Here is a 17,927-nt window from a genome sequence, read left to right as displayed (position 1 = left end):
AAACAGTATCCACAATTCGCATAGTCGACGTTTGCATAACCTGCATTGTCGTTGCTCTCCTTGGGCGAACCCTGCCTTGGAACTCCGAACTCAGCATGTTCTGGTGGTACGCTTTGGTAGCCATGACGGCACTTTATGCTGGAAAAGTGGCCTTTCGTAGAAAGTCTCCCAAATCTCCGGCCGCCAAAAAGTCTCCCAAATCTCCCAAATCTCCTTGTTTGAGGTAGCCTTGCCGTCTATGAGCATCCGCAGTAATCCTTTTCGCCCAACCTTCGGAGTTCCGCCTCTTTATTGGGTGGGCCGTACTGCTGTGCTCGATGCATTCCGCAATGCCCTGCAGTCCCCAGCCGGCGCCTCCGCTCGCACGATGATCGTCAGCGGTGCACGCGGTATCGGGAAGACGGTTCTGCTCAATGAACTGGAAGATTCTGCGAAAACACAAGGCTGGATATGCATTCGGGCTTCTGGGCGCACCAACATGGTCGAGGAGCTCGTCGAGACCACCATTCCGCGGTTGATCGAGCAACTCGCGCCCCGAGATAAGCGGAAAATCAACCGAATCGGAATCGGCGGGGTCGGCTCAATCGGCCTGGAGCACAACACGGATGAGCCTTATAAGCCCACGTTGAATACCCGCCTCCGCGATCTCCTCGCCCAACTATCCGGGGTCGGAATTCTGCTCAGCATCGACGAAGTGCAAGACGCCTCAGTAGAAGATCTCACTTCTATCGCAGTGGCCTACCAGGATCTCTTGCGCGATGAGCTCGACATTTCCTTTGTCGCCGCTGGATTGCCGCAAGGCGTCAACCGCCTGCTCGATCTCCCAGGCGTTACTTTCCTGCGCCGCGCCCAAAGATTCGTTCTAGGTCCGCTTTCTGCAGGCAACGCTGCCGAAGCCTTTACTGCCACCGCAGCTGACTCGGGGCTTAATTTCTCAGAGGAGGCCATCAGCAAGGCCGTCGAGCTGTCGAAGGGCTACCCATACCTCGTGCAGCTGGTGGGTTCCTTGGCTTGGGAGCGCGCAAACGCACGCGACGAGACCAAGATTGAAGCTTCAGACGTAGACAGCATCGCCGACGAGGCCATTTCCATTCTGTGCACCCAAGTGCACTTGCCTGCCGCGTCCTCGCTGCCTCCTGCTCAGCGCCAGTTCCTTGACTCGATGTCTAGTGCTTCCGTTGATGGCATCGCCACGATTACGGAGATTGCAGAAAGCCAAGGCCGCACGGTCCGCTCGCTTTCGGCAACGCGCCAAAGACTCATAGACGCTGACCTCATCGAGCCCGCCGCCCACGGCGAGCTGCAATTCGTCATCCCCTACATGGAGCGCTTCTTCAACTCCACCGACAAGCTCGGCAGGGTCGACTAGCTAGAGATCACCGGCGTCGCGCACCAACATGCCCGCCGTCTCCACGACCGAGCGCAGCGTGCTTGCCGACGTCTCCCTTGGCACCACGTCCACCGCATCCACCAGGAGCTGCCGTGACATTCCCATGCGGTCAAAGTGCCGGGCCACAGCCACGGCTTCTGCCCGCGCATCGACGCCTGCAATTGCGAAACCGATTCGCTTGCCTTCGCTTAAGAACTCGCCAAGTCCATCGATGTTTTGCGCGGTGCCCAGTCCTGCAGAATCAGTCACAAAAGTCTTCGCCGCGCCCGCTACTTCCCAATGCGGCCCCGCGACTAGGTACTCCGCGCCCAGCTCCTTTAGCTTCTCCCGAGCAACTTCCGCTGGGACCGCGCGAATCTCGTCAAAGTCGGTGGTGCCGGGAACCTTGCCGGCGAGGACGTCGCCAAGCAATGGCTCGTCCACCTGCACCCGCACCTCACCGTGGAAGCGACGCACCAGCTTCTTCACGTGCTCCCCGATGCCCATCTGCAGGGCTTCATGCAGATCGCGGGTAGCACCGGCGTCGGAAAGCACGCGGTGTCCATTCGCAAGCTCTACCGCCGCTGCTAAGCTCCACGGCCCCAAAACCTGCATCTTAAATACGGGGACAGACTCGCCCCATACCTCTTGGATGGCGTCCAAATCACGCTCCCACAGATCCCAGGTGCGTCGCATCATCAGCTGTGGGCGCTGGGTCATCTGCCACGCGCGTGGGCCGCGGTCAACGTTGATCGCTTCTAAAAGCGCGGCCGTAGAACCCACGGCATCCGCACCGAGCCCGCGCTCGGGAAGCTGCGGAATCGCCGGCAGATGTCCAGACTCGCCCATCACGATGTCGGCGGCCTCCGTCATGGAAACCCCACGCATCGGCCCCAGCGAAAATCCCGTCACTATGCCGTCCCGCAGATGGTGCCGGAACCGAGGACGATATCCCCCAGCTCATCGGGGCTTGGCAGGTACAGCACTGCGGCCTGGCCGCGTGCCACACCGGAGAGTGGTTCTTTTAGCTCCAGCGTCATCTTGTCGCCATCGCGGTCCACGTATGCCTTGCAAGGCACAACCGACCCGTGCGCGCGAACCTGAACCTCGCACTCCAGCTCGCCGTCCATGGCCGGGTGCAGATACTTCAAGCGATCTGCCTGAATGCTCGTCACCGCCAAGTCCTCGCGCGAACCCACGGTCACGGTGCCGCTCGCTGCATCGATGTCGGTGACATAGCGCGGGCGTCCGTCTGCCGTCGGCTCCTTGATGTCAAGGCCCTTGCGCTGACCGATGGTGTAGTTCCATGCACCGTCATGTTGCTTGAGCTCCTGGCCCTCCTGGTCCACGATCATGCCTGGACGCAAACCAATTCGCGAGCCCAAAAATGCCTGCGTATTGCCATCCGGAATAAAGCAAATGTCATAGGAGTCAGGCTTTTTGGCCGTGGAAAAGCCATGACGGGCCGCTTCCTCGCGAATCTGCGGCTTTGGGGTATCGCCGATCGGGAAATAACAATGCTCTAGTTCCTCCGCGGAAATAACGCCCAGAACATAGGACTGATCCTTGTTTTCATCCTTGGAACGGCGCATATAGCCGGCGTCGTCAAGCGTGGCGTAATGGCCCGTTGCTACGGCGTCGAAGCCCAACGCCATACCTTTTTGGAGTAGCGCGCGAAACTTGATCTTCTCGTTGCAGCGCAGGCACGGATTCGGAGTCTCGCCGCGGGCATAAGAATCCACGAAGTCCCCGATGACCTCTTCCTTAAACTGCTCGGAAAAATCCCAAACGTAGAAAGGAATACCCAGCTTGTCACAAATGCGACGCGCGTCTGCAGAATCCTCCAAGGAACAGCAACCCCTGGCCTTTTCGCGGGTTTGTTGTGCATCTTTGTGCAGTGCCAAATGCACTCCCACCACATCGTGGCCTGCTTCCACGGCGCGGGCTGCGGCCACAGAGGAATCGACTCCGCCAGACATCGCTACGAGAACTCGCACTTAAACTCCTTATTCTTCGGCGGCCAAGCTTACTCTTCCAACCCATTAAGCTTAAATGCATGCGCAAAAAGGACGATCTCGTTGGCACCTACGAAATTTCTACGGGCACCGCGGAGGTGGTGGCGGACGAGTACCACGATAGCGGATACACACTCATGGTCAATGGAGTTCCTTCAAGCCACATCGTGTTGGGTGCGCCGGAAATCCTCGAGTTTGAGTACATGCGCTGGATTGCCGCCGCAGTCGAAACGCTTCTGCCAGTGGCACCCGATGCCCTCCGCATGACGCATCTGGGTGGTGCAGGCTGCTCGCTCCCTCGCTATTTCGCCAGCATTTGGCCCAAGTCCCGCCATACCGTAGTGGAACTCGATGCCAAGCTCGGCGAATTAGTACGCACGCTTTTCGACGTCCCCCGTTCCCCCACCGTCAAAATCCGCGCCGGCGAAGCTCGCGCGGTCACCGATGGCTTCGCACCCGCTAGCCGCGACGTCATTATTCGCGATGTCTTCGCTGGCGATAAGACCCCGCATCCGCTTACTACCCGCGAGTTCTTTCAATCGGTCCACCGCGCCTTGGCGCCTGGAGGACTCTACGTTGCCAATTGCGGAGATCACCGAAATCTCAAAATCGCAAAGTCGGAATTGGCCGGAATGAAGGAGGTATTCGAGCACGTGGCCGTAATCGCGGATCCCCCGATGCTCAAGGGACGGCGTTACGGCAACATCGTTCTTCTCGCCTCAGATCGCGAAATGCCAGCTGCCGGCTCCGTGGAAGCCGCACAACTGGCAAAATCACTGTTATCGGGCGCGGTCCCTGCACACTATAAAGACGAAGCATGGACCGCGAACTCCTCGCAAGGTGCTACTGCGCTAGTTGATTAACCGCGTCCTGCGCTTGCTCGACCTGGTTCGGATTGGCGCCGTTGGCGGTGGCAACGTGGCCAGCGTTGTCTAGAAGGATTGCAAGGTCACCGACGGTGAAGTCACCGGAGGCCATGCCAACCAGGTCCTCAATCGGCAAGGAACCATTCTTGGTCAGCTGCTTCACGAAGTCCGTGAAGACGCTCGCAGAGTTGCCGTCCAAGCCAGCCTGCTGTGCGGCGTCGATAAGCTGCGGGCTCGCAATGATGCCCGCTGCCAATGCGAGGATCGCGCCGATCAGCGGTGCGCTGTTGGAGCTCAGGTCTGGCGCGTCGTCGCCAAGCACAAGCCCCTCGAGGATGCCACCGATGTCCAGGTAGTTGCCGTTACTGAAGGAATCCAGCTGGCCCTCGTTGCCGTTGAAGACGTTCATATCGACCGGACCGGTAATGCCGTTGACGCGGCCAGAGCCGGAGCGCTGCCAGAAGGAAATCTTATTCCAGCCACCGACTGGATCCGGCGCCTCATCCTGGTAGGCCGCGAGCCAAAGCGGCATGTCGGAGAACTCCGTGGTGTTCCCCATCTGCCCCATCCAGAAATATTTATAGGTATAGATCATCGGGGTACGGCCGGTTAGCGTGCGCAGCTCCGTGGTGAAATCACGGATCCACTGCTCGAGCTGTGCCGAAGAAAGACCTTCATCAACCTCAATATCAAGCACGGGCGGCAGCGTTTGATTCGGAACCAGCGCAAGCTGTGCAGCGAAGTGTGCAGCCTGACGCGTGGCTGACGACGCCGGGCGCGCGTAGTGGTAAGCACCAACCTTCAGACCGCTCGCTGCGGCAGCGTTCGAGTCGGTGATGAAGTGGGGATTCGTCCAGTCGGAGCCCTCGGTCGCCTTAACGAACGCAAAGGACTGGTCGTCGGACTTTACTTCGCCCCAGTTGATCGGAGCCCCGCCCGGGTGCTGATGGTTTGCGATATCGATACCCGTGGTCGCACCGGAGGTCCAGGCGCCGGCTGTCATCGTGCCTGCGACAGCAAGCGCCACAGAACCAACAACGGCGACGATAGCCTTGCGCATTCCCTTAGATGAAGTCATGCGCGCTACTGTACCGACGAAACAACACAATCCCCTTTAGTAACACGCGTATCTTTGCTTTTATTTTTGCCCAGTTTTCCCGTCCCTTATCAATCGTACATATTTTCGATTTTCTGTTGATTGGGTTCGGTGGGCTGGATATAATGAGGGCATGAAGATTTCAAGGCAGTTTATTCCAACGGGGGTATGGAAAATTGGAAGCATATTACCTTGTAAATGACCCTTCCAGCACATTAGCAACCTCAGCCCGCAACATCCGTAAGCTCGAGTTCGAACAATGGGAAAATAACCTCCCCGATCTCGATTCTGACATCGAACTAGTTATCCATAGTTTGGCCACACATACCGGCCTTGGGAAAACCAAAACTAAAAACATCGCCTTCGCGCTCTATCGCCTACGCGAACTTCCACGCCTGCGTACGATGCAGCTCGATTCCTACTTCCTCGATATGACACGCCTGTGCACTATCGACTCCGCCCTTAACAAGCTAGGCGCACCCACTCCCGAGATTCTCCAACGCGTCGATGAAGCCCTTTGTGAGTTCTTCACTCCCACCAGCCCAGCAGAAGTCTTGCCCTCTAGCCGTGCCATCCGCACCTTTATCCATGACCTCATCAAACTCCTCGCTCCAGAAGTAGATCCTGAAAAGGGCGAGGAAGAAGCCAACAACTCTTACTCCACTTACCCTGTGCCCGGTGGAAAAGAAGCCATTAGCGCCGAATACGAACCAGCAACTGCCTATGAGCTCGACCAACGCATAAAGGACACCGCCGAGAAACTGGAGATAACTCCTGCAGAAGCGCTCGAAAAACTCATCCGTGGAGAGGCTAACTCCGAGACCATCGTCATCCTGAATATGTACCGCGCCTCGGATATTCCCAATGCACCCGCTTTCATCCAGGGTGTCGGCTGGGTCTCCCCCGAGATCGCAGATTCCTTCGAGCCAAAGATCGTACGTGACATGGCCAAGGCCGCTACCGCGGAGCGCCCTAGCTACACCACACCTTCTACCATCGGCGCTTTCGTCGAAGGCCGCGATGGCACTTGCCGCATGCCACACTGCGACAGACCCGCGCAGGACTGCCAGAAGGATCACCGCATCAACTTTGCCGAAGGCGGACCGACCGCAGGCTCGAATCTCGCGAGCCTCTGCCAGCACCATCACAACATCAAGACCGATGGCCGAGCCAACTACATCATGGACCCGCTCACCGGGGACATCGTCTGGCTCTTCGACGATGGGCGCTGGGAGTATGACGAACCAACCGGCCCGCTAGCGCCCAAGAAGCGCAACTGGGTACAAACGTTTGCCCAAGCCATTGAATCCCGGCGAAGGGAGGCGCACGCTAAGTGTTTGAATGACGAAGTGCCTTAAGCGCCTCGGTGGCCTTCAGATTCGGAAGGTAAGCATGGACCACCGCGAGGCCAATCGCTGGGAGGGATAACTCATCCTCATAACACAGGAACCACTTGTGCTCCTCCGGCTGGAACTTGCGCTTGCTTGCGGCTAAAGACCGAAAGCCGTAAAGCGGTTCCATCTGCTCGCCGAGTTTCATCAGCAGTGAATCTAAGGTCGAAGGATTCTCGGTCGTCCCTGCCAACGGAGCGCCCGAAAGCGAAATCCAATCACAGCCCTCACCCGCCGCGATAACGAGCGCCTCAGAAATCAACAGCTCCATGACCCCTTTGAAACCTCGCTCATTACGGCGCATCACATCGAGGGTGTAGCCCACCAACTGCCCATCTCGCCGCACCGGCAGCCAGCTGGTCATGCCGTGCACCAGACCATCATCGTCTAGAGCCAAAAGGAGACGAGTACCTGAAACCTGCATCTCGTCGATACCTCCCAGAGTAAAGCCCATCTCTGGAAGGGCCTTCTCGCCGACCCATTCTTCGCTCAGCGTGACCAAAGCGGCGGCAACAGGAACATCGAGTTGATCCCACGTGGTCCACACTGTGGTCACGCCTTCTTTTGCTGCCTTATTTCGCGCAGTGCGGATATTCTGGAACTTCTTGCCCTTGAACTCCTTGTTTTCACAGCTCAACACCGCCTCGTCCGCGACCTGAAGCCGCTTCAATCCAGGATGAGAAACCGCGAAATCGCTTGCCACCGAATACCACGCAGGAGTTAGTCCCTGAGATTTGACGAACTCCTCGAACTCTCGAGAGATGTCATCGCCAACCGGTCCACCCAATGTCAAAGCAACGCCATTGGAAGCGCGATATGCCACGAAGGAATCGCCGGCGAAGAAATATCTGTTCCCCTCCCACAAGGTCATGAAGGATAGGTGATCGCCAGTTCGGCGCTGCAGGATTTCCCGTGCCCGCGAGCGGTCCGATTCCCGTTGCGGGTCCGAGGGCGAGGAGAAGCACCGCCACAGCGCCCAAATAACGCACAGCCACCACACGTTGCCGACCCACGAATAAACAAACCAGCCAAATCCACTTGCCGGCACCAATTCATGGGGAGAGACGAGCGTTATTACTACAGGCAAGAAGCGCAACGGCCACTCCGCCAACGCTGCGCTTAGCGACGCCCCGCCCAGAAAGGCAGACTTCACCAACAATGTAGAAAGCAACCAGGTGGCAGAACAAATAAGGAATACCCCACCCAGCCAGGCCGCGTGCTTTTTAATAATCTGCGGCGCTTCACGAACTTGGAAGAGCCGGCGAGAGTACATGAGCACAGCGAGGCAGAACAACCAGGGCAACAGGGCCTCGAATAGGTTAAGCCCGTAGATGAAGAAACCGTCTTGGTCTAGGTCCCACAGCTGAACGAGCAGGAAGGCCAAGGAAGCAACTTGGATGAGGCACGAAAGTACCCACGCAGCATGGCGGCCACGCACGAGCCCGAAACACAATACGAGTTGGATAAGCAGCGGCATGAGGTTGGCAAGCAAGGGACCGACACCATGCATGCGTGCGACGTCGGCCGCGGATATACAGTCCCTGGACGTTTCGTCGAGGGTGCAGAGAACCTCAACCGCGACGTCGGAAAGCGCAGGCCCCCACATCAGCTCGGTGAGGAGGGAAAACGGGCCTTCGGCGATTGGATTGATAGCAACCAGCACCGGACTAATGGCAACCGCGATGAGGATGAAAGCGACGAGCACGCGCCGCTCGCGCAACGAGGGCTTTGCGGTCTCCCGCGGATGACGCCACAGGCCTAAAAAGAGGCCGAATACCGCGGCGGTAAGTCCCAAGATGTCGGCCATCGAGCCAGCATAAAAGACGTTCGTGAACGCAAGAACGAGGATGATAACCCGAAAACGGCGCTTCCACAGGCGCGGCATCTTCGCGGAGGCATACATCGCAGAGCCGAAAATCCAGCCTATTGGTGTAAAGAGGTAGCTGTTGAGGAGATCGTCGCCCCATCGGTTCAGGCCCGATACTTCGACGCCTCGCGCGATGAAAAAGGCAATCGGTAACGAAAGAAACTGAAGGAAAAGGCCAACGACGAGGTATTTCCTGCTGCCCAAGACTCGCTCGGCAGGGCCACCGAAAAGAATGGCGAAGAAGGTTACAACGACGGATCCGCCAATTGTGACGGTGGTCAAACCGGTTGCCTCAACCCAATCATTGTCCACGAAGTGGAGAACCCACATGACCACAATCAGGAGCAAAGTTACGGGAAATTGCTTAAGTATGAACATCGTTGTCCTCGATTCCATGGAATGGGTCATGGATGGCTGTAAGTCCCCCGCGGCGCGCAGCAAAAGCGAAGGATTGACGCAGTGCTGGGCGCCACACCCCGAAGGAGTGGCCACCGCTTAGAGCACCGACATAAGTCTTTCCGCCTGCCCCGCGAACGAGCTCAGCAAGTTGGTTTTGAGCAGCAATCGCGGGCTTGTCCTTGTCGCCTGCAAAGAAGACGACACTGAGCCCGGGATAGCGATTTTTCTTCAGCAAGAAGGCCGGATTTTGCGCCTGGAAGGCTTGCTCATTTCCGCCAAAGAACTTCTGGACGGTATCGGCATGCTTGCCGATGGTCGGCTCCGCCTCACCGGAGAAGTCCAAATACGTTCCGAAGGCCTCGGGATGGTTGGTGGCAACCTGCAAAGTACAGGTACCTCCGTAGGAAAGGCCGCCGAGAGTCCAATGCGACTGGTCTTCGTCAACGCGCAATTGCTTTTTGATCTGGGCTGGAACATCTTTGGTCAGATAGGTCATTACCTTGGCGGATTGAGAGTCCGCGCAAACAGGGTTAGCGGTTTCAGAACCGGTGGCGTCAACTGCTACGACGATGGGCGATACTCCCCCGTTTGCCTTCTGAAATTCATCGGCGGTCTGTGCGGCTTCGCCAGTTCCAAACCACTGGGTTGGGCCACCGGGATTGCCATGGAGCAAAACGAGCACCGGCAGGCGCTTTCCGCTCCAATAGGCTGGCGGCAAATAGGCGGTAGCTTCGCGGGCTTTGAATCCTTGGCTTGGTAAGTCGAGATGAACCAGACCGGCGGAATTGCCCGTGTGCGAGGCTAGTTCGGAGGCGGGAATGGTTTGGGCCACCGGTCGCGGATCGAGGGAAGCGACCGTGGGATAGGTCTGGTACTCGAGGTTGACTAGCGCGACGACTGCAACGAGTGATGCGATGCCCGCGAGCGTCGTGGAAAGTTTCGGCTTACGCAGCAGTGCGGCGAGGCAGATACCAGAGGCGACGAAGACATGTGCAGGGATATCCCAATGCCGGAGGAAATACCAGGCACCAATCGACATAAACAAAGCCAAAACAACAGGCACAATCTTGCGCGCCCATGCAACAACTATCGCGGAAAGAACCACGATGACCGCATATATCGCCCCATTTACGGGTTCGGCCAGCGGCAGGCCAAGGAGGAAATTCACTCCTAAATCATAGGCCTGCGCTGGCCAAATAGGCTGTTAAGTACCTGGGAGGTCGGTACTTATACGCTGCGGGCGCGCTTGACGACGTCGGGAAGCTGCGCCAGGACGTACTCGACGTCGGCAGGCGTTGTGTTCCTACCAAGGGTAAAACGCAGCGAACCGATTCCATCAGATTCGGACACATTCATCGCTTCGAGGACATGTGACATGCGGTTGACACCGGAGTGGCAGGCGCTGCCGGTCGAGGCCTCGATACCCAATGAATCGAGCAACATGATGAGGCTGTCGCCGTCGGTTCCGGGGAAGGACACATGCAGGTGCGAAGCCAACATCGGTTCCTCACAGTTGAGGATGACGTTGTCGATGCTGGAGAGAATGCCGGCACGTAGTTGGTCACGAAGCGCACCTACGCGCTTGGTCTCGGAATCGATCTCGGAGACAGACTCCTCGAGCGCAGCCGCAAGAGCAGAAGCACTGGCGACGTCAACGGTGCCAGGGCGGATGCCTCTTTCTTGGCCGCCTCCGAAGGCGATGGGCTGCGGGGCTGGGCTGCGTTTTGCAAGCAGCAAGCCGATGCCACGTGGGCCGCCGAACTTGTGGGCGCTCGCCGCGAGCGTGGTAGCACCGAGCTCGTGGAAGTCGATGGGCAGCTTGCCTGTGACCTGCACTGCGTCGATGTGAACTGGGGTGCCAACTAAGTTTGCGCGGCGCACGATCTCGGCAACTGGCTGGATGGCACCGGTCTCGTTGTTTGCCCACATGCAGGTGGCAACGTCGGCAGTCGTATCTAGTGCGGAGAAGTCACTGACGTGGGAATAACGATCGACGGGCAGAAGATCGACCTGTGCATCCGGCAGCTGGGCAACGCTATCGCGCACGGCTGGGTGCTCGATAGGAGTCGAAACCACGCGGTTGGTGGAGCCCAGACGGTACAAGCCTTGGATGGCGATGTTGTCAGCTTCGGTGCCGGAAGAGGTGAAGATGACCTCGATCGGCTCGCAGCCAAGAATATCCGCGATTTTCTCGCGGGCGTCGTCGAGCACGGAACGGGCTTTTCGGCCCGAGGCATACTGCGCGCCGGAGTTTACCGCGCCAGCGGCGGCCACCCACGCATCGATGGCCACCTGGCGCATCGGCTGAGTAGCCGCATAGTCAAAGTAGTGCGACATTACTTGCGAGACTCCAGCTCAGCGACCAAAGCCGGGGAAATCTCATGGACGTCACCGACGACGCCGAGGTCAGCGATCTGGAAGAAAGGCTCGTCCTGATCCTGGTTAACCACGACGATGGTGCCGGAGGTCTGCATGCCGGAGGTGTGCTGGATAGCACCGGAGATGCCAAGCGCGATGTACAAATCCGGAGAAACCGTGACGCCGGTCTGGCCCACCTGGTGTGCAGGGTCGTAGAAGCCCTGATCGACTGCATCGCGGGTGGCACCGACGGCGCCGCCGAGGGCGTCGGCAAGCGGCTCCACGATGGTGGAGAAGTTGTCGTCGACGCCGCGGCCACCAGAGACAACTACCTTCGCGGCAGTCAGCTCCGGACGAGCCGACTTCTCATGAGGGGTAAAGGAGGTGACAGTGACGTCCTTGGCAGTTGCGGCCGGCAGGGGCATCGGCGCCGGGGCGACGGCCACCGGCTGTGGATCCGCGGCGACTGCGCCTGGGCGCAGGGTATAGATCGGGCTCGCGCCAGACGCTGTAGCAGTGGTCTCGTAGGAACCGCCGAAGATGGTCAAGTGCGCGGAGCCATCGGCGTTAATCTCGTCGACGTTGACGAGGGCGCCGGAAGCCAGACGCGCGGAAAGGCGGCCGGCAATCTCGTTGTTGGTCGGGGTCGCAGCTAGCACGATTGGGGCTGGGTTCGCGGCGGCGAGGGCGTGCAGGGCATCGACCTCGGGCAGGATGATGCGGCGCTCGTAGTCCTCAGCGCTTGCCTGCACGATCTGTGCGGCGCCAAGGGCTGCCAGCTCGGAATCGAAGGCATCTGCTTGCTTGCCGACGACGACTGCGGAAACGGTACCCAGCGCACGCGCTGCGGTAATCAGCTCACCGGTAACAGGGCTAAGGGCGTTATCTTCGTGCTCTACAAGTACGTATACGTGAGACATTTTCGGCTCCTAGATAAGGTTCTTCGCGGCGAGGAAGTCGGCAATCTGCTTTGCGGCTTCCTGCGGATTCGGCTCGGTGATGACCTCACCCGCGGTGCGGGCAGGACGCTGGGCGGCGGCTGTCACCGTGGTGGTTGGTGCCACGGCATCGATGCCAAGGGAGGCCACGTCGAGGGTGGTGATCTCGGCTTTCTTGGCCGCCATGAGTCCCTTGAAGTTCGGGAAGCGCGGCTTATCGGCCTTATCGGTGAAGGTCGCGATGGCTGGCAGGGCTGCCTCCAGCTCCCAGTGGCCGTGAGCGTCCTCGCGCACACCGCGCAGGACGCCGCCTTCGAGGCTCAGGGACTTCAGCTCGGTCATCGCCGGGACCTGGCGGTACTCAGCAAGCAGGCCAGCCAGCAGGCCGGTGGAAGCATCAGAGGAGTAGTTGCCCAGGGTGATGATCTGGACGTCCTCGATGGTGTTGATGGCCGCGTTGAGCGTCCAGGCGGTAGAGAGTGCATCGGCGCCGGAAAGAGCGTCGTCAAGCACGTGTACTGCGTCGTCTGCGCCCATCGCGAGGGCCTTGCGCAAAGCTTCGTCAGCGCCGGCAGGGCCCATGGTCACTGCGACGACGCGGAAGTCTGGGTTTGCTTCCTTGATGCGCAGTGCCTGCTCGACGGAATACTCGTTGACCTCGTCGATGACGTTGTCGACGCTCGTGCGGTCGAGGGTGTGGTCTTCCTCGAGGGACTTGGTGGACCAGGTATCCGGTACGTGTTTGACCAGAGCCACGATTGCGGGCATTGGACACTTCCCTTTCCGATAGATTTATGTTGCGTAATTATCCTCGGACGATACTACTCGTGGTCCGCACAGCAACGCGATTCCCTTAGTTCCGATGCGTGTCATGATGACCGCCATGGAACGGCTTCCTTTGAGCTTAAGCTTCTTCCGCAGCTGATCGGGGTCGATGTCTAGACCGCGGACCAGTATCTCGAGGGAGCCAGCATCGTGTGACTGCAGTGCGGCTTTGAGTTTCTTGACTGGCACCGCCTCGATGAATTCAAATCCAGAGCAGCCGCGCGGGATTCGCTCGCCTGTCAGATATGCGATACGTGGGTCCAGCTGGTGGAGGCCTTCGCGCTTGGCGTAATGGCGCACAAGCCCCGCGCGTACAACCGCGCCGTCTGGGTCCATGATGTAGGTGCCAATGTCGCCGGCTTCGGGCAGGTCGGCCTCGTCGAAGTCGGCGCTGAAGAGAACATCAGCCTTTCCACCTTTGATCATGACTGCGCTGCGGCCAACGCCCAGGCCAGGTGTATACAGGCAGGCCTCTTTGACGTTGCCGTCGACGCTGGCGATGGATACCAAACCTTGCCAATCTGAAAAGTCGAGGCCGGGGGCACACTTGACGGCGAGTTCGCACTCGTGTGCCGCCAGAAGATCGGGCAACGGCGGCAGGAGCTTTGCGGGATCGGTAATGCGTTTGCCGCCGCTTCGGCGCGCTGGGTCGGCGATGATAACGGGTGCCGTTGAGCTCTGCGTCAAAGCGTCCGCGCAGAAGAAGGGATGCGGGGTGTTGTGCTGCGCCATCTTGATGCGCGAACGGTCGAGGTCAGAGCCTACATATTTTCCTGGAGCCCACGCAGCCCCCTCGGTACCGATGGAACAGGTGACATCGTGGACGAGTTCGACACCCAGGTTTGTCAAGAAAGCGCCACGATGTTTGGCTACTTCGAGCGGGGTGGCCTGCTGCACGGAATCGGAGTCCATAAGCCAGTCGCTGGGCAGCTTTTTACTGTTTCGGGCTTTGATGAGTTCGGCTACGGCGCGGGCGTGCTCACCGAATTGTTGCTGGAGCTTGGCGACGTCGCCTAATTGGGAGGCCTTGCTGAATTCAAGGTCAAGGCCCGCTATCTCCGGTTGGTGCTGGACTAAGAAGTCGATCTCGGCGAGGGTATAACTCATATTCTGTCTACGGGTTGAGTGCTGAAGAATTCGCGGTAGCGCGAGTCGTGCTCGGGGTCGCCGATGATGGGGCGAAGGTCGGAGAAGGAGGCGTCGTCAAGCGCTTCTCGCACCGTGGAGTAATTGCTCAGGCGCAGCATTTGCGCCCAGGTGGGAAGGGCCAGGCGGACAAGCCCGGCGCGCCACCCGTCAAGGACGAGGCGGGGCGGGAACCATCCGGCGTCGTCTGCCTCCGTGGTATCGCCGTCGGGCTCTTGGCCTTCCGGTAGAACGGCGATGAAGAAGAAGGTATCGAACCATTGTCCGCAGTCTTCGCCCGCCCACCGAGACCACGGCATGAGCATGTCGGCGTCGGCGCGCATGCCGTTGTTCATGAGGAATTCGGTAAAGGAAATCTCGTGGGTCTCCAGCATGACGCGTTCGCGGTGAAAGCGCGAGGCGTCGGAGACGATTCCGTCATCGCGAATGGCAAGCAAGGTGCCGGATTCCTCGAAGAGTTCCCGGATGGCGGCGAAGACCAAGGCGTGGGTCTTGTATTTGGTAACGCCCATGCGACGGGCCAAGGAAATAACGGAGCGGCCCGCCCAGAGATCGCCGGAACTCCACATTCTTGGCGGGAAATCGCGGGGGTCTACTCCCCCGCCCGGAAACACTGCGTGCCCCGGGTAATTGCGCATCGTGGAGACCCGTTCCTGGAGCCAAACCTCGAGCCCTTCTTGGCCGTCGCGCAGCAGCAGGACGGTAGCGGCCAAGCGTCCACCGTTAAAACCGGTGGTTTCGCTGTGGTCGATCGCGTCAAGGCTCTCGTGAATGGGTCGAGTCATGCAAAGTTCCGTTTAGCGTATGCGGCGAGCGAAGTAACGTTCACCGATTCGATCCACCTGAATTGGTTGGTGGAAAGCCTGCGTAAGGTTTTCTGAGGTAAGGACCGTATTGATTAGTCCCTTCGCCACGACCTTACCCTCATCGAGGATCATCGCATGGGTAAATCCATAAGGGATTTCCTCGACGTGGTGGGTAATCATGACGATTGCTGGTGCATCGGCATCCATTGCCAGATCGCCCAAGTAGCCCACGAGATCCTCGCGGCCTCCTAGGTCCATGCCGGCGGAAGGCTCGTCGAGGATGAGTAGCTCAGGGTTGGACATGAGGGCACGAGCCAAGATGACACGCTTCTTCTCGCCCTCCGATAGGGTTCCCCAGGTGCGCTCGGCCAAGTGGCGGGCACCCACCTGATCAAGGATTTCGAAGGCGCGGCTAAAGTCCATGTCTTGGTACTCCTCGCGGAAGCGTCCCAAGACTGCATAGCCGGCGGAGATAACGAGGTCGTCGACTCGCTCGCCGTCGGGAATGCGGTGCTGCACTGCGGCGGAAGAAATGCCGATGGCGGCACGCAGATCGCGCATGTCGGTCTTGCCGATCTGCTCGCCCATCAAAAAAGCGGTTCCTTTAGAAGGAAACTCTTCCGCAGAAGCCATGCGGACCAAGCTGGTCTTACCCGCGCCGTTTGGGCCGATGATGACCCAACGCTCGTCGAGCTCAACTTGCCAATCGACTGGACCCACCAAGGTTTTTCCGCCACGGCGCAGCTCGACGCCGCGAAAGTCGATGAGCCAATCTTCGTCGGTTACGGGCATTGTTTCGTTATTCACAGCATTCACGTCTTATATTGTGGCGGAAATTCTGGTTGCCCGGTGAAACTGACACAGCTGCACTACTCTAAAGGGCATGACTACACGCCTCGCCATCGATGATGTCCGTCCTAGCTTCTCTCCCACTAAGGCCGTGGTTAATGAGGTGGTTCCGGTAACCGCGTTGGTCTGGCGGGAAGGCCATGATGCGGTGTCGGCAACCCTTTCAGTGTGGAATACCGAATCCCCTTCGGTTTCCTCGGTCACCATGGACCAAGACCCAATTGACCCTGACCGTGTGCATGGTGTGTTTACTCCGCTTACCTGTGGGCGCTGGTTCTTCCGTATCGATGCGTGGTCAGACCCGATGGCAACGTGGCGCAATGCGGTGGAAAAGAAGATGGCTGCGGGGCAGACGGCCGCCGAGCTTTCCAACGATCTCCTCCACGGCGCAGAGCTTTTTGAGCGGGCGGGAATGCCCGATGTTGCTAAGTCGCTAGCGAATGAGTCTTTGGACCTGGCCTCGCGCGTCGAGGCAGCGCTTTCCGACGCCGTGGCAAAGAAACTGCATGCGCACCCCTTGCGGGATCTGCTCGTAGAAGGCGAGGTCCACGAGGTGCTGGTCGAGCGCCGAGAAGCGCTTTATAACTCTTGGTATGAGCTCTTCCCGCGCTCTACGGGCGGTTGGGATGAAGAAGGCAACCCGGTCCACGGAACCTTCAAGACCACAGCAAAGGCGTTGGAGCGAGTCGCAGACATGGGTTTCGACACAGTGTATTTCCCGCCGATCCACCCCATCGGAAAGGTTCATCGCAAGGGCAAGAACAACTCGGTGATGGCTGAACCGGGCGACGTCGGCTCGCCGTGGGCAATTCAAGATCATTCCACCACTCACCCAGACTTGGGCACGATGGACGATTTCAAAAAGCTGGTTTCCCGCGCGCAGGAGCTGGGGCTCGAAGTAGCGCTGGACCTGGCGCTCCAGGCCGCACCGGATCATCCGTGGGCTAAAACGAACCCAGAGTTTTTCACGGTCTTGGCTGACGGCACCATCGCTTATGCGGAGAATCCGCCGAAAAAGTACCAGGACATCTATCCCCTGAACTTCGACAACGACCCAGACGCGATCTACAACGAGATCTTCCGCATCGTAATGATCTGGATCGAGGCGGGCGTAACCACCTTCCGCGTGGATAACCCGCATACCAAGCCAGCAAACTTTTGGACCTGGCTCATCGACAAGGTGCACGTGACCCATCCGGAGGTCATCTTCCTGGCGGAAGCCTTTACCCGCGCGCCACGGCTGTTCGGCTTGGCAAAGGCAGGCTTTACCCAGTCCTATACCTATTTCACCTGGCAAACCTCGAAGCACGAGCTGACCGAGTTTGCCAAGATGCACGTGGAGCAGGCGGATATTTGCCGCCCCAACCTCTTTGTGAATACGCCTGACATCCTGCACGAGTCTTTGCAGACCGGCGGGCGGGCCATGTTCGCTATCCGCGCGGCTTTGGCCGCGACTCTGTCTCCGCTATGGGGCGTGTACTCCGGCTATGAGCTTTATGAGCACGAGGCAGTGGCGCCGGGCAGCGAGGAGTACATGGACTCTGAGAAGTACGAGCTGCGCCCGCGCGACTTCCAGGAGGCGGCTACCCGTGGCGCATCGTTGGAATCCTATATTCGCCTGCTCAATCTCATTCGCCGTGAGAACCCCGCGCTGCAGCAGCTGCGCAACCTCAAATTCCACGACGTCGATAACGAAAAAATCATTGCCTACTCCAAGGCAGATCCTGCGACGGGCAACGTGATCCTGGCCGTGATCAACCTGGATCCGCGCAATGCCCAAGAAGCCACCGTTACCGTAGATATGGAAGCGATCGGCAGGGCCGACGGTGACGTCTACACCGTCCACGATGCCATTACCGGCGCCGCCTATAACTGGTCCAACCGCAACTTCGTGCGACTCGAACCGATGCGCGACGTCGCCCATCTCTTCGTGCTGCCGCAGGCTGACCCGCATTCCTTGGACCGCCTTGCCTGGCGCGACGTCAACGATTATCGACCTTAA

Annotated in this window: 15 protein-coding genes; 4 read left to right on the top strand and 11 right to left on the bottom strand. The window is 58.9% G+C overall.

Annotated elements, in window-relative coordinates; translation table 11 throughout:
* Positions 1 to 238: 238 nt before the first annotated feature.
* The gene (locus QKB66_RS01715) at positions 239 to 1,369 is read left to right on the top strand and encodes an AAA family ATPase (RefSeq protein WP_414252548.1); all 1,131 of its coding nucleotides are present in this window, start codon (positions 239 to 241) and stop codon (positions 1,367 to 1,369) included.
* Here the strand turns inward: QKB66_RS01715 and QKB66_RS01710 are convergent, their stop codons facing one another.
* Together QKB66_RS01710 and mnmA are read right to left on the bottom strand one after the other, a co-directional pair.
* Positions 1,370 to 2,281: a methionine synthase gene (locus tag QKB66_RS01710; RefSeq protein ID WP_414252547.1), complete on the bottom strand. Its 912-nt coding sequence runs from the start codon at positions 2,279 to 2,281 to the stop codon at positions 1,370 to 1,372.
* Positions 2,281 to 3,366, bottom strand: coding sequence for a tRNA 2-thiouridine(34) synthase MnmA (gene mnmA / locus QKB66_RS01705; RefSeq protein WP_414252546.1), 1,086 nt, complete (start codon positions 3,364 to 3,366; stop codon positions 2,281 to 2,283). The genes QKB66_RS01710 and mnmA overlap by 1 nt, the downstream gene beginning before the upstream one ends.
* A 59-nt stretch (positions 3,367 to 3,425) precedes the next feature.
* On the opposite strand from mnmA, the gene QKB66_RS01700 reads away from it, so the two are divergent.
* Complete coding sequence (locus QKB66_RS01700; protein ID WP_414252545.1) at positions 3,426 to 4,247, top strand: spermidine synthase; 822 nt, start codon at positions 3,426 to 3,428, stop codon at positions 4,245 to 4,247.
* Here the strand turns inward: QKB66_RS01700 and QKB66_RS01695 are convergent.
* Positions 4,228 to 5,328: a glycoside hydrolase family 25 protein gene (locus QKB66_RS01695; protein ID WP_414252544.1), complete on the bottom strand. Its 1,101-nt coding sequence runs from the start codon at positions 5,326 to 5,328 to the stop codon at positions 4,228 to 4,230. The genes QKB66_RS01700 and QKB66_RS01695 overlap by 20 nt on opposite strands.
* A 194-nt stretch (positions 5,329 to 5,522) precedes the next feature.
* Here QKB66_RS01695 and QKB66_RS01690 point away from each other — a divergent pair, with 194 nt between their 5' ends.
* The gene (locus tag QKB66_RS01690) at positions 5,523 to 6,704 is read left to right on the top strand and encodes an HNH endonuclease signature motif containing protein (RefSeq protein ID WP_414252543.1); all 1,182 of its coding nucleotides are present in this window, start codon (positions 5,523 to 5,525) and stop codon (positions 6,702 to 6,704) included.
* Here QKB66_RS01690 and QKB66_RS01685 read toward each other — a convergent pair.
* From QKB66_RS01685 to QKB66_RS01650, 8 genes are read right to left on the bottom strand one after another with little or no spacing between them, the layout of a single operon-like run.
* Positions 6,676 to 8,982 carry a bifunctional lysylphosphatidylglycerol flippase/synthetase MprF gene (locus QKB66_RS01685; RefSeq protein WP_414252542.1) on the bottom strand — a complete coding sequence of 769 codons (2,307 nt, stop codon included), beginning with the start codon at positions 8,980 to 8,982 and terminating at the stop codon, positions 6,676 to 6,678. The genes QKB66_RS01690 and QKB66_RS01685 overlap by 29 nt on opposite strands.
* On the bottom strand, positions 8,969 to 10,171 hold the full coding sequence (locus QKB66_RS01680) for an alpha/beta hydrolase (RefSeq protein WP_248090577.1): 1,203 nt from the start codon (positions 10,169 to 10,171) through the stop codon (positions 8,969 to 8,971). The genes QKB66_RS01685 and QKB66_RS01680 overlap by 14 nt, the downstream gene beginning before the upstream one ends.
* Positions 10,172 to 10,230: 59 nt before the next feature.
* On the bottom strand, positions 10,231 to 11,340 hold the full coding sequence (locus QKB66_RS01675) for a cysteine desulfurase family protein (protein WP_414252541.1): 1,110 nt from the start codon (positions 11,338 to 11,340) through the stop codon (positions 10,231 to 10,233).
* Positions 11,340 to 12,281 carry an electron transfer flavoprotein subunit alpha/FixB family protein gene (locus QKB66_RS01670; protein ID WP_062041104.1) on the bottom strand — a complete coding sequence of 314 codons (942 nt, stop codon included), beginning with the start codon at positions 12,279 to 12,281 and terminating at the stop codon, positions 11,340 to 11,342. The genes QKB66_RS01675 and QKB66_RS01670 overlap by 1 nt, the downstream gene beginning before the upstream one ends.
* Before the next feature lie 9 nt (positions 12,282 to 12,290).
* Positions 12,291 to 13,067, bottom strand: a complete 777-nt coding sequence (locus QKB66_RS01665; protein ID WP_414252540.1) for an electron transfer flavoprotein subunit beta/FixA family protein — start codon at positions 13,065 to 13,067, stop codon at positions 12,291 to 12,293.
* 24 nt (positions 13,068 to 13,091) lie between these two features.
* Positions 13,092 to 14,231: a THUMP-like domain-containing protein gene (locus tag QKB66_RS01660; protein WP_414252539.1), complete on the bottom strand. Its 1,140-nt coding sequence runs from the start codon at positions 14,229 to 14,231 to the stop codon at positions 13,092 to 13,094.
* Positions 14,228 to 15,055 carry an NUDIX hydrolase gene (locus QKB66_RS01655; protein WP_311517990.1) on the bottom strand — a complete coding sequence of 276 codons (828 nt, stop codon included), beginning with the start codon at positions 15,053 to 15,055 and terminating at the stop codon, positions 14,228 to 14,230. Before QKB66_RS01655 ends, QKB66_RS01660 begins: the two co-directional genes overlap by 4 nt.
* A gap of 12 nt (positions 15,056 to 15,067) precedes the next feature.
* A complete protein-coding gene (locus tag QKB66_RS01650; RefSeq protein WP_062041113.1) occupies positions 15,068 to 15,868 on the bottom strand; it encodes an ABC transporter ATP-binding protein in 801 nt (266 codons plus the stop codon).
* 91 nt (positions 15,869 to 15,959) lie between these two features.
* Between QKB66_RS01650 and QKB66_RS01645 the strand changes: the two genes are divergently transcribed.
* A complete protein-coding gene (locus QKB66_RS01645; RefSeq protein WP_414252538.1) occupies positions 15,960 to 17,927 on the top strand; it encodes a maltotransferase domain-containing protein in 1,968 nt (655 codons plus the stop codon).

Source organism: Corynebacterium sp. c25Ua_89 (assembly GCF_047459735.1).
Lineage (GTDB): Bacteria > Actinomycetota > Actinomycetes > Mycobacteriales > Mycobacteriaceae > Corynebacterium > Corynebacterium simulans.
This window is presented reverse-complemented; position numbering and strand designations above follow the sequence as displayed.

What these genes read in the sequence shown, in the direction of transcription:
- QKB66_RS01685 (WP_414252542.1), bottom strand. Translation starts at nt 8,982, where the DNA reads ATGTTCATACTTAAGCAATTTCCCGTAACTTTGCTCCTGATTGTGGTC.
- QKB66_RS01675 (WP_414252541.1), bottom strand. Translation starts at nt 11,340, where the DNA reads ATGTCGCACTACTTTGACTATGCGGCTACTCAGCCGATGCGCCAGGTG.
- QKB66_RS01670 (WP_062041104.1), bottom strand. Translation starts at nt 12,281, where the DNA reads ATGTCTCACGTATACGTACTTGTAGAGCACGAAGATAACGCCCTTAGC.
- QKB66_RS01660 (WP_414252539.1), bottom strand. Translation starts at nt 14,231, where the DNA reads ATGAGTTATACCCTCGCCGAGATCGACTTCTTAGTCCAGCACCAACCG.
- QKB66_RS01645 (WP_414252538.1), top strand. Translation starts at nt 15,960, where the DNA reads ATGACTACACGCCTCGCCATCGATGATGTCCGTCCTAGCTTCTCTCCC.
- QKB66_RS01715 (WP_414252548.1), top strand. Translation starts at nt 239, where the DNA reads ATGAGCATCCGCAGTAATCCTTTTCGCCCAACCTTCGGAGTTCCGCCT.
- QKB66_RS01665 (WP_414252540.1), bottom strand. Translation starts at nt 13,067, where the DNA reads ATGCCCGCAATCGTGGCTCTGGTCAAACACGTACCGGATACCTGGTCC.
- QKB66_RS01700 (WP_414252545.1), top strand. Translation starts at nt 3,426, where the DNA reads ATGCGCAAAAAGGACGATCTCGTTGGCACCTACGAAATTTCTACGGGC.
- QKB66_RS01650 (WP_062041113.1), bottom strand. Translation starts at nt 15,868, where the DNA reads ATGCCCGTAACCGACGAAGATTGGCTCATCGACTTTCGCGGCGTCGAG.
- QKB66_RS01655 (WP_311517990.1), bottom strand. Translation starts at nt 15,055, where the DNA reads ATGACTCGACCCATTCACGAGAGCCTTGACGCGATCGACCACAGCGAA.
- QKB66_RS01695 (WP_414252544.1), bottom strand. Translation starts at nt 5,328, where the DNA reads ATGACTTCATCTAAGGGAATGCGCAAGGCTATCGTCGCCGTTGTTGGT.